Annotated in this window: 22 protein-coding genes; 3 read left to right on the plus strand and 19 right to left on the minus strand. The window is 68.9% G+C overall.

The window, feature by feature from the left end; translation table 11 throughout:
- The first annotated feature begins 18 nt into the window (after positions 1-18).
- On the plus strand, positions 19-663 hold the full coding sequence (locus C9J87_RS10570; RefSeq protein WP_232820025.1) for a class I SAM-dependent methyltransferase: 645 nt from the start codon (positions 19-21) through the stop codon (positions 661-663).
- On the opposite strand, the gene C9J87_RS10575 is transcribed toward C9J87_RS10570, so the two are convergent.
- The 3 genes from C9J87_RS10575 to C9J87_RS10585 are packed head-to-tail and all read right to left on the minus strand — an operon-like array spanning position 634 to position 3,758.
- On the minus strand, positions 634-1,731 hold the full coding sequence (locus C9J87_RS10575) for a glucosidase family protein (protein WP_107705494.1): 1,098 nt from the start codon (positions 1,729-1,731) through the stop codon (positions 634-636). The genes C9J87_RS10570 and C9J87_RS10575 overlap by 30 nt on opposite strands.
- Positions 1,721-2,497: a class I SAM-dependent methyltransferase gene (locus C9J87_RS10580; RefSeq protein WP_107705495.1), complete on the minus strand. Its 777-nt coding sequence runs from the start codon at positions 2,495-2,497 to the stop codon at positions 1,721-1,723. The genes C9J87_RS10575 and C9J87_RS10580 overlap by 11 nt, the downstream gene beginning before the upstream one ends.
- Positions 2,484-3,758 carry a glycosyltransferase family 4 protein gene (locus tag C9J87_RS10585; protein ID WP_107705496.1) on the minus strand — a complete coding sequence of 425 codons (1,275 nt, stop codon included), beginning with the start codon at positions 3,756-3,758 and terminating at the stop codon, positions 2,484-2,486. Before C9J87_RS10585 ends, C9J87_RS10580 begins: the two co-directional genes overlap by 14 nt.
- A 156-nt stretch (positions 3,759-3,914) precedes the next feature.
- Between C9J87_RS10585 and C9J87_RS10590 the strand changes: the two genes are divergently transcribed.
- Positions 3,915-4,514, plus strand: coding sequence for a TetR family transcriptional regulator (locus C9J87_RS10590; RefSeq protein WP_107705497.1), 600 nt, complete (start codon positions 3,915-3,917; stop codon positions 4,512-4,514).
- A gap of 15 nt (positions 4,515-4,529) precedes the next feature.
- Here the strand turns inward: C9J87_RS10590 and C9J87_RS10595 are convergent, their stop codons facing one another.
- The 16 genes from C9J87_RS10595 to uvrB all read right to left on the minus strand — a co-directional run bounded on the left by C9J87_RS10595 (position 4,530) and on the right by uvrB (position 19,782).
- Positions 4,530-5,285, minus strand: a complete 756-nt coding sequence (locus C9J87_RS10595; protein WP_107705498.1) for an SDR family NAD(P)-dependent oxidoreductase — start codon at positions 5,283-5,285, stop codon at positions 4,530-4,532.
- Positions 5,286-5,294: 9 nt separating this feature from the next.
- Positions 5,295-6,203: a 3-oxoacyl-ACP reductase gene (locus tag C9J87_RS10600; RefSeq protein ID WP_010833138.1), complete on the minus strand. Its 909-nt coding sequence runs from the start codon at positions 6,201-6,203 to the stop codon at positions 5,295-5,297.
- Positions 6,200-6,406, minus strand: a complete 207-nt coding sequence (locus C9J87_RS10605; RefSeq protein WP_036490742.1) for a ferredoxin — start codon at positions 6,404-6,406, stop codon at positions 6,200-6,202. The genes C9J87_RS10600 and C9J87_RS10605 overlap by 4 nt, the downstream gene beginning before the upstream one ends.
- A 22-nt stretch (positions 6,407-6,428) precedes the next feature.
- Positions 6,429-7,394: an NAD(P)/FAD-dependent oxidoreductase gene (locus tag C9J87_RS10610; RefSeq protein ID WP_107705499.1), complete on the minus strand. Its 966-nt coding sequence runs from the start codon at positions 7,392-7,394 to the stop codon at positions 6,429-6,431.
- A gap of 39 nt (positions 7,395-7,433) precedes the next feature.
- The gene (locus tag C9J87_RS10615; protein WP_036490744.1) at positions 7,434-8,120 is read right to left on the minus strand and encodes a hypothetical protein; all 687 of its coding nucleotides are present in this window, start codon (positions 8,118-8,120) and stop codon (positions 7,434-7,436) included.
- Positions 8,121-8,125: 5 nt separating this feature from the next.
- The gene (locus C9J87_RS10620) at positions 8,126-8,629 is read right to left on the minus strand and encodes a hypothetical protein (protein ID WP_107705500.1); all 504 of its coding nucleotides are present in this window, start codon (positions 8,627-8,629) and stop codon (positions 8,126-8,128) included.
- On the minus strand, positions 8,629-9,774 hold the full coding sequence (locus tag C9J87_RS10625; protein ID WP_107705501.1) for an MCE family protein: 1,146 nt from the start codon (positions 9,772-9,774) through the stop codon (positions 8,629-8,631). Before C9J87_RS10625 ends, C9J87_RS10620 begins: the two co-directional genes overlap by 1 nt.
- Positions 9,771-10,970 (minus strand): MCE family protein, encoded by a 1,200-nt coding sequence (locus tag C9J87_RS10630; protein WP_107705502.1) that lies wholly within the window; start codon positions 10,968-10,970, stop codon positions 9,771-9,773. Before C9J87_RS10630 ends, C9J87_RS10625 begins: the two co-directional genes overlap by 4 nt.
- Entirely contained in the window at positions 10,967-12,148 is a 1,182-nt protein-coding gene (locus tag C9J87_RS10635; protein WP_010833144.1) for an MCE family protein, read from the minus strand. Before C9J87_RS10635 ends, C9J87_RS10630 begins: the two co-directional genes overlap by 4 nt.
- Positions 12,149-12,155: 7 nt before the next feature.
- Positions 12,156-13,142 carry an MCE family protein gene (locus C9J87_RS10640; protein ID WP_010833145.1) on the minus strand — a complete coding sequence of 329 codons (987 nt, stop codon included), beginning with the start codon at positions 13,140-13,142 and terminating at the stop codon, positions 12,156-12,158.
- On the minus strand, positions 13,130-14,200 hold the full coding sequence (locus C9J87_RS10645) for an MCE family protein (protein WP_010833146.1): 1,071 nt from the start codon (positions 14,198-14,200) through the stop codon (positions 13,130-13,132). Before C9J87_RS10645 ends, C9J87_RS10640 begins: the two co-directional genes overlap by 13 nt.
- Positions 14,197-15,336 carry an MCE family protein gene (locus C9J87_RS10650; protein ID WP_010833147.1) on the minus strand — a complete coding sequence of 380 codons (1,140 nt, stop codon included), beginning with the start codon at positions 15,334-15,336 and terminating at the stop codon, positions 14,197-14,199. Before C9J87_RS10650 ends, C9J87_RS10645 begins: the two co-directional genes overlap by 4 nt.
- Positions 15,337-15,341: 5 nt before the next feature.
- Positions 15,342-16,169: an MlaE family ABC transporter permease gene (locus C9J87_RS10655; RefSeq protein ID WP_010833148.1), complete on the minus strand. Its 828-nt coding sequence runs from the start codon at positions 16,167-16,169 to the stop codon at positions 15,342-15,344.
- 16 nt (positions 16,170-16,185) lie between these two features.
- Positions 16,186-16,959: an MlaE family ABC transporter permease gene (locus tag C9J87_RS10660; RefSeq protein ID WP_010833149.1), complete on the minus strand. Its 774-nt coding sequence runs from the start codon at positions 16,957-16,959 to the stop codon at positions 16,186-16,188.
- Positions 16,960-17,072: 113 nt separating this feature from the next.
- Complete coding sequence (locus C9J87_RS10665) at positions 17,073-17,621, minus strand: hemerythrin domain-containing protein (protein WP_107705503.1); 549 nt, start codon at positions 17,619-17,621, stop codon at positions 17,073-17,075.
- 19 nt (positions 17,622-17,640) lie between these two features.
- On the minus strand, positions 17,641-19,782 hold the full coding sequence (uvrB, locus tag C9J87_RS10670; RefSeq protein WP_107705504.1) for an excinuclease ABC subunit UvrB: 2,142 nt from the start codon (positions 19,780-19,782) through the stop codon (positions 17,641-17,643).
- Positions 19,783-19,853: 71 nt separating this feature from the next.
- Here uvrB and C9J87_RS10675 point away from each other — a divergent pair, with 71 nt between their 5' ends.
- A complete protein-coding gene (locus C9J87_RS10675; protein ID WP_036490749.1) occupies positions 19,854-21,098 on the plus strand; it encodes a phospholipase D-like domain-containing protein in 1,245 nt (414 codons plus the stop codon).

Below are 21,098 nucleotides of genomic sequence, written 5' to 3' on the forward strand. Positions count from 1 at the left end.
ATACTAGTGTCTCGCCCCGTGACTGACTGGCTGGAGCACGCGCGCGCTGCCCAGGGCTTCATGCCCGAAGACGAGGGGCTGCTGCTCCACCGCTACGGCCGCCAGCAGGCGAGCCAGGGAGCGTTGCTCGAGGTCGGCACCTACTGCGGCAAGTCGGCGGTCTACCTCGGCGCGGCCGCCCGCGAAGCCGGCGGCACCGTCTTCACGGTCGACCACCACCACGGCTCAGAGGAGAACCAGGCCGGCTGGGAGCACCACGACACCAGCCTCGTCGACCCGCGCACCGGCCGGATGGACACCCTGCCCTTCTTCCGTCGCACCATCGAGGACGCGGGGCTCGAGGACCAGGTCGTGGCCGTGATCGGGACGTCCGCCACGGTCGCCCGGCACTGGCGTACGCCGCTGGCGCTGCTGTTCATCGACGGCGGCCACGGGGCAGAGCCGGCCCGTGCCGACTACGACGGCTGGGTGCGCTGGGTGCAAGGCGGCGGGCTCCTCGTCATCCACGACGTCTTCCCCGACCCTGCGGACGGCGGGCGACCGCCGTACGAGCAGATCTATCTCCCGGCGCTCCAGAGCGGCGCCTTCACCGAGGTGGAGGCGCTGGGCTCGATGCGGGTGCTGGAGCGGACCTCAGGAGATGCGGGCGACCCGGTCGGCTGACGCGCAGCCGCACTCGAGCGCCAGCTCGTCGAAGTCGGCCGCCAGCGAGGTGCCGCGCATGATGTCGCCACCCGCGGTCAGCTGCGAGAGCGCGTCGACGGCCAGGATCACGGCCGCAGCGGTGTACGTCGTGTGCTCCCCCGGCCAGTTGACGCCCTCGGGGAAGACGTAGCCGGTCCAGTACTTGCCGTCCTCGGCGCGCAGGTGCTGCATGTCCGCGAGCAGCTGCAGCGCACGCTGCCGGTCTCCGATGGCATCCAGCGCGAGCACCAGCTCACAGGTCTCCGCGCCGGTGACCCACGGGTTGCGGGAGACGCAGCGGATGCCGAGCCCCGCTTCGACGAAGGTGTCCCAGCGCGAGTCGATCAGCTCGCGCGCCGCGTCGCCGCGGACGGCACCGCCCAGGACCGGGTAGTACCAGTCCATCGAGAACTCGGACTTGTCGAGGAAGAGGTCGCGGTGCTCACGCAGCGCGTGGCCGAGCCGGCCGCCGGTGAGCTCCCACTCCGGCTGCGGGTCGTCGAGCAGGTCGGCGAGCGCCACGCCCGCGCGCAGCGCTTGGTAGATGCTCGACGAGCCGGCCAGCAGCGCGTCGGCGTTGACCTTCGCGGGTGAGCCGTCGGCCCACTCCTGCGACCAGGCGATGCCACCGAAGCGCAGCTGCATGCCGACGACCCAGTCGAGGCCGCGCCGCACGGTCGGCCACATGCGGCGGACGAACTCCTCGTCGCGCCGGATCAGCCAGTGGTGCCAGACGCCGACCGCGAGGTAGGCGGACATGTTGGTCTCGCCGGAGTGGTCCTCGATCTCGCCGGCGACGATCTTCATCGGCCACGAGCCGTCGGGACGCTGGGTCGCGACGGTCCAGTCGTAGGCGCGCTCGGCGGCCTCCACCTGACCGCCGACGAGCAGCGCCATCGCCGACTCGACGTGGTTCCAGACGTCGGTGTGCTGACCGACGGTCCACGGGATCGCCCCGTCGGGCTCCTGCATGGCCGCGATGGACGCTGCAGTCTCCTCGACCTGGGCGAGCGTCAGGACACCAGCCAGGACGTCCTCAGGCCGCATCGCTCGAGGCGGAGTCGACGGCCGTCTCCGGCTTGCGGAAGTAGAGCACCATGCTCTTGCCGATCATCGGGTCGAGCACCTTGCCGGCCACCTTCAGCGCCTTGGGGTTCTTCATGATCTCCCACACCAGCAGCTTGTGGTAGGCCTTCGCCAGCGGGTGCTTGTCGTTGGTGACACCGACGGCGCACTTGATCCACCAGTACGGCGAGTGCAGCCCGTGCGCATAGCCCTTGCCCTCGAAGACCATCGCGTCGCCGGGCGTGCCGTCGTTGAACCGACCGGCCTTGGTGACCTTGTCGACCAGCTCGTGGTCGGTGTAGATCCGGACGTGGCCGCCCTCGGCGTTGTGGTAGTCGTCGGAGAGCTTCCAGTTGATGACCTCGGGCAGCCAGCGCGGCACCGAGATCGCCAGCGTGCCGCCGGGACGCAGCACCCGGACCAGCTCCTTGATCGCGTCGACGTCGTGGTGGATGTGCTCGAGCACCTCGGCCGCGACGATGCGGTCGAACTCGCCGTCGGCGAACGGCAGGGCGAGCGCGTCGCCCTGCTTGGTGTCCGCCTCGGCGCCGTCCGGCACCTCGCCGGCCTCCTTCATCGCGCCGAACCACTCGCGCACGGTCGCGAGCTCATCGGCGTCCTGGTCGAAGGCGATGACGTCGGCGCCACGCTTGTACATCTCGAAGGCGTGGCGACCCGCGCCGCAGCCCATGTCCAGCACCCGGTCACCGGGGCGCAGGCCCAGGCGGTCGAAATCAACGGTCAGCACTGATGTTCTCCTTCGTGGCGCCAGCGTGCTCGGCACGGTAGCTGTCGATCGTTCGTTCGTACGCCGCTGCGGTGGCCGCGGCCACGGCCCGCCAGCTGAAGAGTCGCTGCACCCGCTCGCGGCCGGCGCGGCCCATCCGGGCCCGTCGCTCGGGGTCGTCGATGAGCTCCAGGAGCGCCAGCTCCAGCTCGCCGACGTCGCCCGGGGTGACCAGGATCGCGCACTCCCCGTCGGGTCCGACGACCTCGGGGATGGCGCCGGCGCGGGACACGACGAGCGGGGTCTCGCACGCCATCAGCTCGGCGGTCGGCAGCGAGAAGCCCTCGTAGAGCGACGGGACGCAGGCGAGCTCGGCAGAGCCCATCACCGCGACGAGCTCCTCCTGGGAGACGCCGTTGACGAAGGTGACGTGCTCGCCGATGCCGAGCTGGTCGATCAGCTTCTCGGTGCGACCGCCCGGCTCGGGCTTGGTCACGAGCAGCAGCTCGACATCGCGCTCGGTGCGCAGCTTGGCGAAGGCCTCCAGCAGGGTCGCGATGCCCTTCATCGGGGCGTCGGCGCTGGCCATCGCGAGGATGCGGCCCGGGACGCGCGCCACGGTCGGCGGAACGAACGCGTCGTCGACGCCCAGCAGCACGGTCTCCATGCGGGCCGGGTCGACGCCGAAGTCCTTGGCGATGTCGCGCGCCGAGGTGTCCGACGGCGTGAGGATCGTGCGCGCCTGGCGGGCGACCTTCGTCTGCATGCGCAAGAAGCCGTACCACCGGCGCAGCGAGAGCTTCTTGCGCAGCGTCGGGGCCGCGGCGAGGTCGATGCGCCGGTCGAAGGTGATCGGGTGGTGGATCGTGGTCAGGAGCGGGAGCCCCATCTTCTCGATCTCGAGCATGCCGTAGCCCAGGACCTGGTTGTCGTGGGCGATGTCGAAGTCGTCGACGCGGTCCTTCAGCAGCCGCGCGACGCGCGAGCTGAACGTCTTCGGCTCCGGGAAGCCGGCGGTCCACATCGTCAGGACCTCCTCGACGTCGATGAGGTCGCGGAACTCGCTGAGCCTCGGCGTCCGGAAGGGGTCAGGCTCGCGGTAGAGGTCGAGGCTCGGCACCTTGGTGAGCGTCACGCCCTCGTCGAGCTCGGGGTAGGGCTGACCGGAGAACACCTCGACATCGTGACCGAGGTTGACGAGCTCTCGACTCAGGTGCCGGATGTAGATCCCCTGGCCGCCGCAGTGTGGCTTGCTCCGGTAGGACAGCAATGCAATGCGCACGCGCCGCGACCTTTCTAGAAGTGAAACGTGTTCCTATTATGTCTCACCCGTTGATAACCTTCTCGGGTGTTCAACTGGGCACGCTCGGTGACTGTTCCATGCAGCCTTGTGCCCCGTGTCACAGACCGTGTCACAGACGACTACTTGGAGGCATGGGTGAGCAGCACCAACGCGGTGGCGAGCGACGAGATCGGCTCGAACGCGCAGCGTGAGCGCCGCGAGCGCATCCTCGACGCCACGATCGCACTCGCCTCGAAGGGCGGCTTCGACGCCGTCCAGATGCGTGCGGTCGCGGAGCAGGCCGACGTCGCCCTCGGCACCCTGTACCGCTACTTCCCCTCCAAGATCCACCTGCTGGTCACCGCCCTCGCCCGCGAGTTCGAGCGTGCCGAGTCGACCCTCGCCACCCGCACTATCTCCGGCGACACCCCGGCCGACCGGGTGATCTCGGTGCTGCGGCGCACCACCCGCGGCCTGCAGGGCGACCCGCACCTGACCGATGCGCTGACCCGCGCGTTCATGTTCGCCGACAAGTCGGCAGCCCAGGAGATCCACGCCGTCGGCATGCTGCTGACCCGCATGCTCACCCGCGCCATGCACCCCGGCACCGACGAGGTCAGCGACGACGACATCGCCATCGCGCGCGTCATCGGCGACGTCTGGCTCTCCGCGCTCGTCGCGTGGGTGACCGGTCGCAGCACGGCCGAGGAGACCGCGGCCCACATGGAGCGCGCGGTCCGCCTCATCCTGCGCTGAGCGCGGACTGCCCGCTCAGCCGCCGAAGGCGTGCGTTGCGGTGACGCCCCCGTCGACCGCGATCTCGGCGCCGGTGATGTAGCTGCTCTCGTCACTGGCCAGGAAGACGTAGGTCGGAGCGATGTCGCCCGGGGTCCCGACGCGGCGCATCGGCACCTTCGTGGCGCCGTACTCCATCGCCGCGTCCCCGCCGTGCTCCTGGGTCATCGGGGTGTCGATCATCCCCGGGTGCACCGAGTTGACCCGGATGTTGCGGCGCGCGAGCTCGTGGCTGGCGGCCTTGGTCATCCCGCGGATGGCCCACTTCGAGCCGCAGTAGGCCACCAGCGACCCCATGCCGCCGAGCCCCTCGACCGAGGAGGCGTTGATGATCGAGCCGCCGCCGTTGCGCTTCATCGTGGGCGTCACCGCCTGCATGCCCAGGAAGCAGCCCTGCAGGTTGACGCCCCAGACGAGCTGTGCCTCGGCGAGCGGCATCTTGTCGATGTCACCGAAGCGGAGGATGCCGGCGTTGTTGACGAGCACGCCCACCGGGCCGAAGCGCTCGTCGGTGTCGGCCACCAGGGCCTCCCACGAGGCCGGGTCGGAGACGTCGTGGCGCGTGAAGTGGGCACGCTCCCCCAGCTCCTCGGCCAGGGCCTGGCCGCCCGCCTCGTTGATGTCGGCGATCGCGACCGACGCTCCCTCGGCGACGAAGGCGCGCACGATCGCCTCCCCCTGCCCCTGTGCTCCCCCGGTGACGATGGCGACCTTGCCGGTCAGACGACTCATGAGTGCCTCTCAGATCTTCAGCTGCATGACGGAGTCGGCGGCGAAGCCGACAGCGGGGTCCCGGTCGGCGAAGTAGCCTCCGAGCTGGGTCTCGAGGTCGGCCTGCGTCCACGCGGCGGCCGACGCGTCGAAGCGCTGCTCGACCACCGGCGCCGCGAGCAACGCCACCATGCCGCCGTACACGACGAAGACCTGGCCGGTGATGCGCGCGGCGGCCGGCGAGGCGAGGTAGGCGACGAAGGGGGCGACGTGGTCGGGCGAGTAGGGGTCGACCTCCTGGCCCGACGTGTCCTCGCCGAAGACCGCCTCGGTCATGGCCGTGCGGGCGCGCGGGCAGATCGCATTGGCGCTCACGCCGATGCGGCCGAGCCCGCGGGCCGCCGAGAGCGTCAGTGCGGTGATGCCGGCCTTGGCCGCGGCGTAGTTGGCCTGGCCGGGCGAGCCGGACAGGAACGCCTCGGACGCGGTGTTGATGATCCGGCCGTAGACCTGTCCGTCGGTCTCCTTCGAGAGGGCCCGCCAGTGCGCCGCGGCGTTGCGGGTCAGCAGGAAGTGACCGCGCAGGTGCACCTTGAGGACGAGGTCCCACTCCTCGTCGCTGAGGTTGAACAGCATCTTGTCGCGGGTGATGCCGGCGTTGTTGACGACGATGTCGAGCGAGCCGAACTCGCCGAGCGCGGTCGCGAGCATCGCGTCGGCGGTGCTGCGCTCCCCCACGTCGCCGGTGACGATCCGCACCTCGACGCCACGCGACCGGATCTCCTCGGCGGCGTCGTCGGCTGCACCGGGCAGGTCGTTGAGGACGATCCGGGCGCCCTGGTCGGCGAGGGCGAGCGCCTCGGCGCGGCCGAGACCGGCGCCGGCGCCGGTGACGACGGCGACACGGCCGTCGAGATTGGCAGAGGCTTCGAGGCTCATCCGTCCGTGGGTGCTTCCTGGAGCGAGATCGCGGCTTTGGGGCACGACGCCACCGCACGCCGGACGGAGTCGAGGTCCTCGGGACCGACGTGCTCCTTCTTCACGACGAGGTAGTCGTCGTCGTCGAGCTCGAACACCTCGGGCGCCAGCGCCTCGCACATGGCATTGGACTCGCACAGGTCGAAGTCGACCAAGACCTTCATGATGCTGCCTTCATCGTGTGAATCATCCTTCGCTGGAGTGGCCGGGGAAGACATGGGCGGACGGGTCGATCGCCACGGCCGCGTTGTTGACGGCGGTGGCGGCCTCGCCGAAGCCGACGGCGATCAGCCGGACCTTGCCGGGATATTCGGTGATGTCGCCGGCGGCGAAGACCCGCTCGAGGTTGGTCCGCATCGAGGAGTCGACGACGACGTGACGCTTGTCGGTGGTGATGCCCCAGGTCTGGAAGGCTCCCAGGTCGGCGATGAAACCGAGGGCGGCGACGACCGCCTGCGCCGGGCGGACGACGGGCTCCTCGCCGTCGACGACGATCTCGACCTCCTCGACCCCGTCGGTGCCGCGCAGCGCGGTGACCTGGGCCTTGGTGATGATCTCGACCGAGGAGTCACGCACCGCGGCGACGGTCCGCTCGTGTGCCCGGAAGGCGTCCCTGCGGTGCACGAGCGTCACCGAGCTGGCCATCGGCTCGAGGTGCTGGGCCCAGTCGAACGCGCTGTCGCCACCGCCGACGATCACGACGTCCTTGCCGTGGTACGGCGCGAAGCTGGGCACGAAGAACTCGAGACCGCGCCCCACCCAGCCCTCCCCGGCGGGCAGCGCACGCGGGCTGAACTTGCCGATGCCGGCCGTGATCAGCACGGCGCCGGCGTCGATCAGGGTGCCGTCGTCGAGGCCCACCACGACCCGGTCGCCCTGGTGGGCGAGCGTCTCAGCGGTGCGGTCGAGGAAGTAGTCGGGCTTGGCGGTGTCGGCCTGGGCCACCAGCCCGGCCACCAGGTCACGGCCCTTGACCGAGGGGAAGCCGGCGACGTCGAGGATCGCCTTCTCGGGATACATCGCGGTGATCTGGCCGCCCAGCTCGGGCAGCGAGTCGACGACGGCGACGCTCAGGCCGCGGAATCCCGCGTAGTAGGCCGAGAACAGGCCGGTCGGGCCCGCACCGATGATGAGCAGATCGACCTGCGGCACAACGACTCCCTCCCGACCGACACTAGAACACGTTCTACTCTAGCCGAGAGCGTTGACTCCCGCTATCGCCCAGTCACCGTCGACCCGCACGAGATCGACGACGAGCCGGTTGCGGACCAGCTGGTTGGCCTTGGTCTTGGCCGACGACGTCTCCTGGTTGACGAACACCAGCACCTGCGCCTTGTCGGCCCTCGCCGAGATGATCGCCGAGGAGACGGCTGTCGCCTCCTGGGAGATCTTGTTCTTCTCGGTGTTGGCCCGCACCTGCTCCATGGCTGAGTCGTACTCCTCACGGAACGCCGGCGTCAACCGTGCCGCCGCGACCTCGAGGTCCTGGTCGAAGGTGTCGTGGTGGTAGGTCAGCACCCGCTGGCTCAGGTCGGCGGCCGCGACGAGCAGCCCGGTGCGGGCGTCCTCGTCGGTGATCTGGCCGCTCTCGGGGGTCGCACCCTGCGGGGGGTTGAGGGCGTCGTAGACCGTGAAACCGGTGAAGACCGCCAGTCCCACGACCACCGCCGTCAGGACGGCCGCGAGCCAGGCACTGCCGAGGATGCCTGACGTCTTCTTCGTCGTCGTCTCCGGCTCCGCCTCCGGCTCCGGTTCCGGCTGCTCGGGCTCCGGTGCCTCCACCGGCGGCGGGATCTCCGACTGGCAGTAGCGGCACTTGATCGCCGCGGCCTTGATCGTCTCGGCGCAGAAGGGGCAGGTGCGCTCGTCTGATTTCATCGCTCTCATCCCACGAACTGGAGGCCGGAGGTGAGCCAGCGCCCATCGACCTTCTCCATGTCGAGCTGGATCCGCCAGGGCACGGTGCGCGCCTCGCCGGCGGTCGACTTGCTGGTGACCTCGGTGTTGGCCGCGACGAACACCTTCGCGGTCGTCGCGTCGATGTCGCTGATCCCGACCTCGAGCACGCTCGCTACCGCCGTCGACTGCTGCTCCTCGGCCGACTGCTTGAGGCTGTCCAGCTCGTCGGCGTACTGCTGCTTGAAGTCGCCGGTCGCGCCGTCGAGCACGGTCTGGGCCTGCTCGTCGACCTGCTCGTGGTCGATCGCGAGGAAGGCCTGGACCTGCGCGGCCGCGGCCCGGCTCACCTCGACGTACTGCTGACCCCGCTGCTCGGCCTCGGTCTCGCCGGGCAGGGCCGCACTGCCCCGCGTGAGGAGCACCGCCAGCGTCGCGCCGAGCACCAGCCCGAGCACCAGCAGCAGGAGGTTGAAACGTCGCAGGTTCATCAGCTGGCCCCGGTGATCACGTCGATGGCCCGTTGCTGGACGGGCTTGGGCGGCGGTGCGTACTTCATGCCACGCATATTGACAGGCGCCCCGCTGCGACACTCCGCTGGGAAGAACTCGACGAAGGATGTCTCGTTGGGTGAACGTCGCTCGGACGCCGGGAGATAGCCGTCGGTGCACGGCGGCGGCTCCTGGTTGAGGTTCAGGTTGACCCGGCCGTACTTCTGGCCGTCGAGGTCGGCCAGCGCCGACGGGCCGGCCGCCAGCAGGCGCGGGAAGGTGACGAGGAGCTGCTCGAGGCCGTCGCGGCGCTCGGCCAGCACCCGGGTCACCTCGACGGTGTTGACGAGGAACTCGGGCAGCACCGCACGCAGGTCCTCGACCAGCGCCTGCACCTCGGTGGCGGCGCCCGGCGCCTCGGTCAGGACCTTGCGCACGTCCTTGTCGGAGGCCGCCAGCGTGTCGGTGAGCAGCGCGAGGTCGCGCGCGAAGGAGCGGATGTTCTCCTTGTTGGCCGCCTGGGTCTCCAGCACCGGCTGGGCCGCATCGAGCAGCCGGATGGTGGCGTCCTGGTTCTCCCGGGCCTCCAGGATGAACGCCTGGCCGTTGTCCACCAGGGCGCGCAGCGGCGTCGCGTTGTCGCGGAACATGTCGCCGAGCTCGTCGACGACGGTGCCGAGGTTCTTCTTGTCGACCGAGCCGATCAACGAGCTGAGGTGACGCAGCAGCACGTCCTCGCCGATGGGCAGCGACCCGGCGTCACCGGTGAGCCGGTCGCCGTCCTGCACGAACGGGCCGCTGCGGGCGGGCGGCTCGAAGTCGAGGTACTGCTCGCCCACCGCGGAGAGGTTGTGGACGTACATCGGCGAGTTGACCGGCAGCCGGGTCTCCTCGTCGAGCGCGAGGTCGACGTTGAGGCCGTCGCCGGTGACCGTCATGTCGGACACCTTGCCGATCTTGACGCCGCGATAGGTGACCTCGGAGCCGATGAACAGCCCGCCGGAGGTCGGCAGCGTCACGTGGGCCTCGATGCCGCGGCCGAGGACGCGGTCGACCAGACCGAGGTAGCTGCTCGAGACGTAGAGGATCCCCAGCGCGCTGACCACGATGAAGGCGATCAGCCGGATGCGTACGCCGCGGGTCATCGCACACCTCTCAGTGCCGACTTGTCCAGGGCGGCCGGGACCCGCGCCAGCGTGGCCGGGCGGCACAGCGGCAGGCCGGGGACGTTGCCGCAGAGCTCCTCGACCGCGGTGTCGGTCTGCGTGCACAACGGTGCCAGCGGCGTCGTGATGCAGAGCTGCTGGAGGTCCTCCAGCGTGCTCGGGATCAGGCCGCCGTCGGAGACCGGGGTCAACTTGATCTGCATCAGGAACGCGACGTTGGCGTAGTCGCCCTTGATCACGTCCGCGGCCTCGAGCGGGAAGGGATAGCTGGCGAGCGACACCAGGCCGGGGATGAGGTTCTCGTCCACGTCGGCCAGCTTGCGCAGCACCGGCTCGAGGTGGCGCAGCTGGGAGATCAGGTCGTCCTTGGTGGCGTTGATGACCCGGGTGCCGACCACACCGAGCTTGTCCAGCTCCGTCAGCATCCGCACCAGCGCGTCGTGCTGCTCGTTGAGCACGTCGAGCGCCGGGCCCATGGAGTCGAGCGCGTCAGCGATGACCTTCTTCTCCTCGACCAAGGTCTTGCTCAGGTCGTTGACCGAGTGGAAGGCCGTGATCAGGTCGTCCTTCTGGCCGTTCAGCGCGCTCACCAGGGACTCGACCTGGCTCAGCACGTCACGAAGCTCGTCGGAGCGGCCGCTCATCATCGCGTTCAGCTCCTGGCTGATCGTCTTGATCTGCGCGACTCCGCCTCCGCTGAGCAGGAAGGACAGCGCCCCGAGCACCTCTTCGACCTCGGGGTTGCGGCCGGTCTGGGCGAGCGGGATGTGGTCGCCGTCCGAGAGCCGACCGGCCGCATCGGCGGCCGCGACGACCCGCTGGCCGCCGGTGGGCACCACCAGCGCGGTGTACTTCTCCCCCAGCAGGCTGGTCTGGCGCACCTCCGCGACCACGCTGCCGGGAAGGTCGACGTCCTCACGCACCCGCATGGTCACCTCGGCGTGCCAGCCATCGCGCTCGACCTCGAGCACCTGCCCCACCGGGACGTCGTCGACCATCACCGGTGTGCGCGGCACGACGTTGAGCACGTCGGTGAAGTCGGCGGTGACCTCGTAACCGTCCTCCTCGGCGACCGTGTTGGGCCCGCCGGGCAGCGGTAGGTCGTAGGCGCCGTCGAAGTCGCAGCCGGTCATCAGGACGAGGAGCGCGAGCACGAGTCCAGCGAGTCGGGTCATCCCTGGCCACCTCCGATGAGGGCTCCGATGTCGCCGGTCGGGGCGGGCGCCTGGCTGCCCTGCTGCCCCGGCTGCCGGCCGGCCTGCTGGGCCTTGCTCCGGCCGCCCTGCGTGCCGAGGACCGGCCCGAGCACCTCGGTGAGCAGCTGGCAGACCTCCTGGGGCGCCTTGATCGTGGCGTTGTTCTTCAGGGTCTCGCACAGGAACTCGGCCGGGTCCTCGAAGGCGGGCGCCGCGTTGACGCGCGAGCCGAAGGTGCCGGTGACCGGGTCGAAGGCGACGGCGAGGTTGCCCATCGCCAGCGGGCCCTTCTGGGCCACCAGCGCGAGCGCGTCCTTCTCCTTCTCGACCGTCCCGAGCACCGACCCAAGCAGCTCGATGTCCTTGGACAGCTTGCCCCGGTTCTCCTTGACGAACCCGCGGACGGTGCCCAGGACGCGCGCCAGTGCTACGAGCACCTTGCGCAGCTCGGTCCGCTCCCCCTCGAGCTGGGAGGAGACCCCGGCCAGGTTGCCGATGAAGCGGTTGACGAGCGCGTCGTTGGCGGCGAGCGTCTCGCTCAGCGACGCCAGCGAGCGGACGTTCTCGAAGAGCGGGCCACGGTTGTCGCTGAAGGTCTCCACCGCGGCGGAGAGGTTGCGGATCGCCTCACCGCCCAGCGCGCCGTTGCCCTCGAGCGCCTTCGCACCCGCGGTGATGACGTTGTTGAGCGGGCCGGACTGCTGACCGGGCTTCGGGCCCAGGGCCAGCGAGACGTCGTCGAGCGCCTTGTACATCCGGTCGAGCTCGATCGGGGTGTTGGTCCGCTCGAGCGGGATGTCGGCTCCGTCCTCGAGGGCGGGCTCGCCATCGACGTACACCGGGAAGACCTGGACGAAGCGGTCGGCGACGAGGGTCGGGGTGACGATCGCGGCCTCGGCGTCGGCGGGCAGCGTGTAGCGGGAGTCGTAGGTGACGTCCAGCCGCACGGAGTTGCCCTCGGGCACCACCGCGTCGACCTGGCCGATCTTGACGCCCATCACGCGCAGCTCGGAGCCGGGATAGATCGCGACGGTGCGGGAGAAGTGCAGGGAGGCTGTGCGCGTGTCCTGGCTGGGCAGGAAGGAGATGACGGCGGCGGCCAGCAGGACCAGGGCCAGCCCGATCCCGAGTGTCTTGGCAGAGATGCGCTCGAACACTGTCAGCTCACCTCGGTCCCGGGACGAACTCGCCGGAGAAGACCCCGGTGATGTTGGGGACGTAGGCATCGAACCACGGGCCGGTGCCGATGATGTTGCCGAGGATGTTCACGTAGGGCCCGTAGTTGTGGAGCAGGGTCTGCAGCTTGTCCTCGCGCTGCTGGAGGAAGGACAGGACCTCGTCGAGCTTGTCGAGGGTCGGCCTGAGCTGCTCGCGGTTGTCCTCGACCAGGCCCTCGAGGTCGTCGGCCAGCTGGCGCACGTTGACGAGCAGGTCGTGGATCGCCTGCTTGCGCTTGCGCAGCTCGGCGAACACGAGGTCGGCGTTGGACATCAGCTGCACCAGGTCGCCCTTGCGCTCGTCGAGCAGGCTCGTCACCTGCGCCGAGCTCTCCAGCAGGTCGCCGATCTCCTCGTCGCGCGAGGCGATCGTCTGCGACAGCCGGGAGATGCCGGTGAAGCTGCTCCGCACCTCGGGGGCGGCCTGGTCGATGACCGTCGCCAGGGTGTCGAGCGCCTCCGAGAGCGACTTCTTCTGGGTCTCCTCGGTCTGCGTGGTCAGCTGGCCGAGGGTGCCGACGATGTCGAAGGTGACGTCGGTGCGATCGACCGGGATCGTGCCGCCGGCGTCGAGCTCGTCGTCGCCGATCGTGGTCAGGTGCAGGAACTTCTCGCCGAGGAGGTTCTGCACCTGGACCTCGGCCTTCGACTCGTCGCCGAGGGTGGCGTCCTTGACCTCGAAGTCGACAACCACCTTCTCCTGGTCGATCCGGATGTCCTGCACGCGACCGACCCGGATGCCGGCGACCTGGACCTCGCTGCCGACGTGCAGGCCGCTCGCATCGATGAACTCGGCGTGGTAGGTCGTGCCGCGGAAGCCGGGGAACTTCTGCAGGTTGAAGGACGCGGCCATCACGACCAGCAGGCACACCAGGGTGATGGCGCCCAGGCGCAGGATCTTGGCGTCGGAGTGGCGGGCCATCAGCGATCGCACCTGTCCACGGTCGAGTGCATGGTGAACTGGGCGATCTGCTTGACCACGTCCGGCGGCAGCGTCTTGGCCAGCTCGCTGGGCAGCACGATCCCGCCGGTGAACTCGCAGAGGTAGTAGTTGTACCAGGATCCGTAGACCCCGATCCGGGTCTGTCGCGCCAGCATGGTCGGCAGCGTCTCCAGCGTCTTGTCGAGCATTGCCTTGTTCTCCGGTCGCGCCAGCACCGTGAAGAGCCGGCGCAGCTCGGCGACGTCCTTCTTGAGCAGCGGACGCGTCTGCGTCAGCAGGTCGGAGAGCGTCACCGACAGCGCGGAGATGTTCTCCAGCGACCGGCCGATGGTGAACCGGTCGCGGGCGACGTTGCCGGTCCACTTCTTCAGGTTGGTGATGAGCGCACCGAGCTGCTGGTGGTGGCCGTCGACCGTCTTCATCAGCGTGGTCAGGTTGACGATGACCTCGCCGATCAGCTGGTCGCGGTCGGCCAGCGAGTTGGTGAGCTCGCCGGTCTGCTGGAGCAGGCCGGTGATGGTGCCGCCCTCGCCCTGCAGCACCTGGATGAGGTTCATCGAGAGCTCGTTGACGTCCTCGGGGTTGAGCGCCGCGAAGAGCGGCTGGAACCCGTTGAAGAGCGCTGTCAGGTTGAGGGCGGGGCTGGTCTGGCCGAGCGGCAGCGTGCCGTCCGCCGGCAGCCGCTTCGCTTCGGGACTCCCCTGCTCGAGGGCGAGGTAGCGGTCGCCGACGAGGTTGAGGAAGCGGACGCTGGCTCGCGAGTCGGTGGTCATCGGAACGTCGCTCTTGACCGTGAACGAGATCCGCGCCCGGTTGGCCTCGTAGATCTCGACGTCGGTCACCTCGCCCACCGAGACACCGGCGACGCGCACGTCGTCACCCTTCTTCAGCTCGCTGGCGCTGGCGAAGATGCCGTTGTACTCGGTGTGGTCCCCCAGCCCGATGCCGCCCATGATGACGGCGAGCGTGGTGGTGAAGATGATCGAGACGAGGGTGAAGATGCCCAGCTTGATGCCGGCGGCCACGGTGGTGGCGTTGCGTGCGTTCACTCCAGCCCACCTCCCGGCTCGTCGTCGGACGTGCCGTCCTTGAGGGGCAGGAAGGGAGCCGGGTTCTGGTAGTTCGCCGGCAGGCCCAGGCACCACGGCCCGTGGCCGACCTCGCCGTAGACCGGCGCGTCGGCAGCGGTGTAGGACTTGCGCTGTGGCGCCCCCAGCTCGAGGGTCTGGTGGATGATCCCGTCCTGGAAGACGTTCTGGGTGTTGGCCTTCTGGCGCACGATCCCGTCCAGCATGCAGGGCAGCTGCGGCGAGTAGGTGTCGAGGAGCGACAGCAGCGGGACGCCGTACCGGCCCTGCTGGATCAGGGCCTGCTCGTTGGCCGAGAGCGTGTTGCGGGTGCTCACCGAGAGTCCGGTGATCGCACGCAGCGTCTCGCCGAACTCGGCCTTCTTCTGCACGAGCGTGCGCGCCGAGACGGTCGCGTTGCGCAGCAGCCGCAGCAGGTCGGGTGCGGCCAGCTCGTAGGTCTGCGCGACCTCGGCCAGCAGCTTCATGTCCGTGCGCAGCTGGGGCAGGTGGTCGTTGATCTCGATGAGGTAGGCGTCGAGCTCCTCGAGGGTCTCCCCGAGGTCGTCGCCCTTGCCGGTCAGCGCGTGCGACAGGGCGTAGAGGGTGGCGTTGAGGTCGGCCGGCTTGACCGCGCGCAGCAGCGGGAACAGGTTGGCCAGGACCGTCTGGATCTCGACGTTGGTGCGCACCCGGCTGGCCGGGATCACCGCATTGTCGGTCAGCATCGTGGGCGACACGTTGCTCGTCGGCGGCACCAGCGAGACGTACTTCTGCCCGAAGAGCGTCGTCGGCAGGATCTCCACCTCGACGTTGTCCGGGATCGTGCGGGCCGCCTCCGGGCGCAGCGCGAGGGTGATGACGGCCTGCTCGCCGTCCTGCTCGATGGCGCGTACGTCGCCGACCAGCGCGCCATGCATGCGGACGTCGCCGAACTTGGCGAGCTGGAGTCCTGCCCGGTCTGCCTGGACCTTGATCGTGGTGACGTCGATGAACTTCTTCTGGTAGATCGCGATCGACAGCGCGATCAGCAGGGCCATCGCGGTGAGGTAGGCGACGCCGGCGACGAGCAGTCGCAGGTGCTCCGCCTTGGAGTCGTGGTGGATGTTGACGAGCACGGCGACTACCCCGTGATCCGCACGGTGGTGGTGGAGCCCCAGATCGCGAAGCTCAGGAAGAAGTCGGCGACCACGACCGTGACGATGGAGGTGCGGATCGCCTTGCCCACGGCCATGCCGACGCCGGCCGGTCCGCCGCTGGCGGTGTAGCCGTAGTAGCAGTGGATCAAGATGATCATGACGGCCAGGATGATCAGCTTGAGGAACGACCAGAGCATGTCGATCGGTGGCAGGAACTGGATGAAGTAGTGGTCGTAGGTGCCGGCGGACTGTTTGTAGATCAGCGTCGTGATCAGCCGCGGCGAGAGGTAGGACGACAGCAGGGCGATGATGTAGAGCGGGATGACGGCGATGAAGGCCGCGATCATCCGGGTCGTCACCAGGAACGGCAGGCTCGGGATGCCCATCACCTCGAGCGCGTCGATCTCCTCGGAGATCCGCATCGCGCCGAGCCGCGCGGTGTAGCCGCACCCGACCGTCGCCGCGAGCGCGATCGAGGACACCAGGGGCGCGACCTCGCGGGTGTTGAAGTAGGCCGAGATGAAGGCCGTGAACTTGGCGACCCCGATCTGGCTCAGCGACGCATAGCCCTGGATGCCGACCTCGGTGCCGGCGAAGAAGGCGAGGAAGGCGATCACGCCGGCGGTGCCCGCGATCAGGGTCAGACCGCCGGCGCCGAACGCCACCTCGGCCAGCGTGTTGTAGATCTCGCGTCGGTAGCTGCGCAGGGCGCGCGGGGTCCACGCCAGCGCCTTGGCGTAGAAGAGCAGCTGGTCGCCGTACTCCTCGAGGCGGTTGCGTCCGGTCCTGACGACCGCGGTCCCGGCATCCATCACTGCGCTCACGCGATCACAGCCCCGGCTGCGGCACGAGCTGGAAGTACAGCGCTGTGATGATCGCGTTGAGGAAGAACAGCAGCATGAAGGCCAAGATCACGCTCTCGTTGACCGCGCGGCCGACGCCACTGGGTCCACCCGCGGCGTTGAGCCCCTTGTGCGCGCCCACGATGGCGGCCAGGAAGCCGAAGAGCGCGGCCTTGACCATGGCGACGTAGAGATCGGTGATCGAGGCCAGGGCGGTGAAGCTGGACAAGAACGCGCCTGCGGACCCGCCCTGGACGATGACGGTGAAGAAGTAGCCGCCGCCGATCCCGGCGGAGATCACGATGCCGATGATCATCAGGCTGACGAAGACGGTGGCGAGCGCGCGCGGCACGACGAGGCGCTCGATCGGGTTGACGCCGAGGACCTCCATCGCGTCGATCTCCTCGCGGATCTTGCGCGCGCCCAGGTCGGAGCAGATCGCAGACCCCGCGGCCCCGGCGATGATGAGGGCGGCGGCGATCGGCGCGGCCTCGCGGACCGTGGCCAGCACCGCGGTCGCGCCGGCGAAGGACTGGGCGCCGAGCTGGCCGGTGAGGTTGCCGACCTGGAGGGAGATCACCGCACCGAACGGGATCGAGACCAGGATCGTGGGCATCAGCGTGACGCTGGTGATGAACCACGCCTGCTCGATGAACTCCCGGAACTGGAAACGGGTCGTGAAGGTGAGCTTGGTGACCTCGATGACCATGGCCGCGAGCTCGCCGGGTCCGCGGACGACGGAGACCGCAGAGAAACCCATGCACCCCACCCTCCCTGACCGGACCGACGAAGAATAGAACACGTTCTCGTTCTGGACAACGAGGCGGCGGCATTTCGGTGACGGTCGGGTCAACGAGGCAGCGTCGAGAGGGGTTATGCGTCGTCGAGCAGGCCCTCGCGCTCGGCGGCCTTCACGATGGCGCGCACCTGCGCCAGCGACCCGCAGCCCTGCGCGATCAGCTCGTTGCGTCGCTTCGCGAACGCCAGGCCGAGCTCGGCCCGGACCCGCGGCCCGACCTCGTCGCGGGCGGGGTTGAGGATGGTCAGCTCCTCCTCGGCGAGGTGGTGGTTGACCGCCTCGCAGAGCTTGTCGACCGCCTCGTCGAAGGCCTTCGTGCCCGTGCCCTTGAGCTCGAGCACCGCGAGCAGGGCCTCGTTGCCCTCGGCGTGCTCCTCCTTGCCGTGCTCCTGCTCGTGCGCGGTGATCGCGTCCTTGCGGCGCAGCCGCGGATAGACGATCTCCTCCTCGGCGGTCGCGTGAGCCACGTGCAGCTCGGAGAACGCCCGGCGCACGGCGTCCCGGTCGGAGGACGCGTCGCGCAGCTGGCGCATCAGGGTCTCGAACCGCACGTGGTCCGCCAGGATGAGGTCGATGACATCGCCGGAGGCGAAGTGCCCGAGATCGATCGCAGATGAGGTCATGGCCAGACGCTAGCGGGAACTACTTGGTGGCTTCCATCATTTGCCGGAGCTCCTTCTTGAGCTCGTTGACCTCGTCGCGGATGCGGGCGGCGACCTCGAACTGCAGCTCGGCCGCAGCCGAGCGCATCTGGTCGGTGAGCTGCTGGATCAGCTCGGCCAGGTCGCTGGAGGGGATGCCGGCGGCGTCGGGCAGCGTGTTCTTGAGCTTGGACAGCGCCGGCGTCGGTGCCACCGCGGCCTTGCCGCCCGGCTTGACTCCCCCGGCGCGACCCTTGACGCCGGCGTCGGCCCACGTCTGGAGCAGCTCCTGGGTGTTCTCGTCCTCGCGGGCGAGCATCTCGGTGATGTCGGCGATCTTCTTGCGCAGCGGCTGCGGGTCGATGCCGCGCTCGGTGTTGTAGGCGACCTGGATCGCGCGGCGGCGGTTGGTCTCGTCGATCGCCATCTCCATCGAGGGCGTGATCTTGTCGGCATACATGTGCACCTGGCCCGACACGTTGCGCGCCGCGCGACCGATCGTCTGGATCAGCGACTTGTCGGAGCGCAGGAAGCCCTCCTTGTCGGCGTCGAGGATCGACACGAGCGACACCTCGGGCAGGTCGAGGCCCTCGCGGAGGAGGTTGATGCCGACGAGCACGTCGTACTCGCCCATCCGCAGCTCCTTGAGCAGCTCGATGCGGCGCAGGGTGTCGACCTCGGAGTGGAGGTAGCGGGTGCGGATGCCGGCGTCGAGGAGGTAGTCGGTGAGGTCCTCGGACATCTTCTTGGTCAGCGTGGTGACCAGGACGCGCTCGGACTTCTCCGAGCGGGTGCGGATCTCGTGGATCAGGTCGTCGATCTGGCCCTTGGTCGGCTTGATCACGACCTCGGGGTCGATCAGGCCGGTCGGGCGGATGATCTGCTCGACGGTGTTGGCCTTGCCGCCGACCTTGTCGAGCTCGTAGTTGCCCGGCGTCGCGGACAGGTAGATCGTCTGGCCGATCCGGTCGAGGAACTCCTCGAACTTCAGCGGCCGGTTGTCCATGGCGCTCGGCAGCCGGAAGCCGTGGTCGACGAGGTTGCGCTTGCGCGACATGTCGCCCTCGTACATCCCACCGATCTGCGGGACGGCGACGTGGGACTCGTCGACGACCAGCACGAAGTCCTCGGGGAAGTAGTCGAGCAGCGTGTTGGGCGCCGAGCCGCGGCTGCGCCCGTCCATGTGCATCGAGTAGTTCTCGATGCCCGAGCACGACCCCACCTGACGCATCATCTCGACGTCGTAGGTCGTGCGCATCCGCAGGCGCTGGGCCTCGAGCAGCTTGCCCTGCCGCTCGAAGGTGGCGAGCTGGTCCTCGAGCTCGAGCTCGATGCCCTTGATCGCGCGCTCCATGCGCTCGGGCCCGGCGACGTAGTGGGTCGCCGGGAAGATGTGCAGCTCCTGGTCCTCGGTGATGACCTCGCCGGTGATCGGGTGCAGCGTCATCAGCCGCTCGACCTCGTCGCCGAAGAACTCGATGCGCACCGCGAGCTCCTCGTAGACCGGGAAGATCTCGAGGGTGTCGCCACGGACCCGGAACGTGCCACGGGTGAAGGTCATGTCGTTGCGGGTGTACTGGATCTCGACGAGCCGGCGCAGGATCGAGTCGCGGTCGTGCTCCTCGCCCACCCGGAGCCGGAGCATCCGGTCGACGTATTCCTGCGGGGTCCCGAGGCCGTAGATGCACGACACCGTGCTGACCACGATCACGTCGCGTCGCGTCAGCAGCGAGTTGGTCGCGCTGTGCCGCAGCCGCTCGACCTCCTCGTTGATCGAGGAGTCCTTCTCGATGTAGGTGTCGGTCTGGGGGACGTAGGCCTCGGGCTGGTAGTAGTCGTAGTAGCTGACGAAGTACTCGACCGCGTTGTCCGGGAAGAGCATCCGGAGCTCGTTGGCGAACTGCGCAGCCAGCGTCTTGTTGGGCTGCAGCACGAGCATCGGTCGCTGCAGCTGCTCGGCCACCCAGGCGACGGTGGCGGTCTTGCCGGTGCCGGTGGCACCGAGCAGGACGATGTCCTGCTCGCCGCCGCGGACACGCTCGGTGATCTCCGCGATCGCGGTCGGCTGGTCGCCGGACGGGGTGTAGTCGGAGACGACTTTGAACGGGGCCACGCGGCGCTCGAGATCTGTCACTGGACGCATGTCTCGAGCCTACGGGTGGGCACCGACAACGGAGTCCCGCGCCGTAGCCGGACCGTGGCTAGATTGTCCCCGTGACTGCCGCCCGCGTGCTGACCTCCGTCCGCCGGACGTTCCTGGCGGTCTTCGGGTTCCAGGTCGCGTTGGCCATCGCGCTCTCGTTGGTCGACTCCTACCGCCGCCGCGGCAAGAAGCCCAAGCCCTTCCCCGTCACCCCACCGCGCACGGTCGAGATCGGCGAAGGGACGCTCACGACGTACACCTTCGGGATGGATCTCTACGACGACATGCTCGCCGCCATCGACGGGGCGAAGAAGCAGGTCCTCTTCGAGACCTACATCTGGAAGGGCGACGAGATCGGCGAGCGGTTCAAGACCGCGCTGATCCGGGCCGCGGAGCGTGGCGTCGAGGTCTACTGCATCTACGACGGCTTCGCCAACACCGTCGTCTCGCCCCGGTTCCGCCGCTTCCCCGCCACCCTGAAGGTGCTGCGCTACCCCATCTGGTCCGCGGGCCTGCGCTTCTGGGACCTGCGCCGCTACGGACGCGACCACCGCAAGATCCTGGTCGTCGACGAGGAGGTCGGGTTCGTCGGGGGCTACAACATCGGTACGCCGTACGCCACCGAGTGGCGCGACACCCACGTGCGCATCACGGGCCCGGGGGTGTGGGACCTCAAGCGTGCGTTCGCCGACTTCTGGAACCTCAACCGCCGCAAGCGCATCGGTCGCAGCGAGCGACCGCTGCTGCTGGAGACCGCGTCGGTGTGGGAGCCGCGGATCCGCTTCGCGCGCAACGTGCCGCGGCTGTGGATGTTCCCGATCCGCTCGATGTACCTCGAGGCGATCAACCGCGCGACCAACAACATCTGGATGACGCACGCCTACTTCATCCCCGACCAGGACTTCGTCGACGCGCTCAAGGACGCCTCTGCCCGTGGCGTCGACGTGCGGCTGCTGCTGCCGCTGAAGTCCAACCACATCGTGGCCGACTGGATCTCGCGCGGCTATTTCTCCCAGCTGCTCCACTCCGGGGTGCGGATCTTCCGCTACAGGGACGCGATGGTGCACGCCAAGACGTCGACCATCGACGGCAACTGGTCCACGGTCGGCACCGCCAACGTCGACCGCCTGAGCCTCCAGGGCAACTACGAGATCAACGTCGAGGTGATCGACGAGGCCATGGCCGCGGTGCTGGAGGAGATCTTCCTGCGCGACGAGTCCAACTCCCTCGAGCTCACCAGCCACGAGTGGGAGGCCCGCGACCTGCACCGCAAGTTCACCGAGTTCGTGCTGGCTCCCCTGCGCCCGCTCCTCTGA

Source organism: Nocardioides allogilvus (assembly GCF_003047285.1).
GTDB lineage: Bacteria > Actinomycetota > Actinomycetes > Propionibacteriales > Nocardioidaceae > Nocardioides > Nocardioides allogilvus.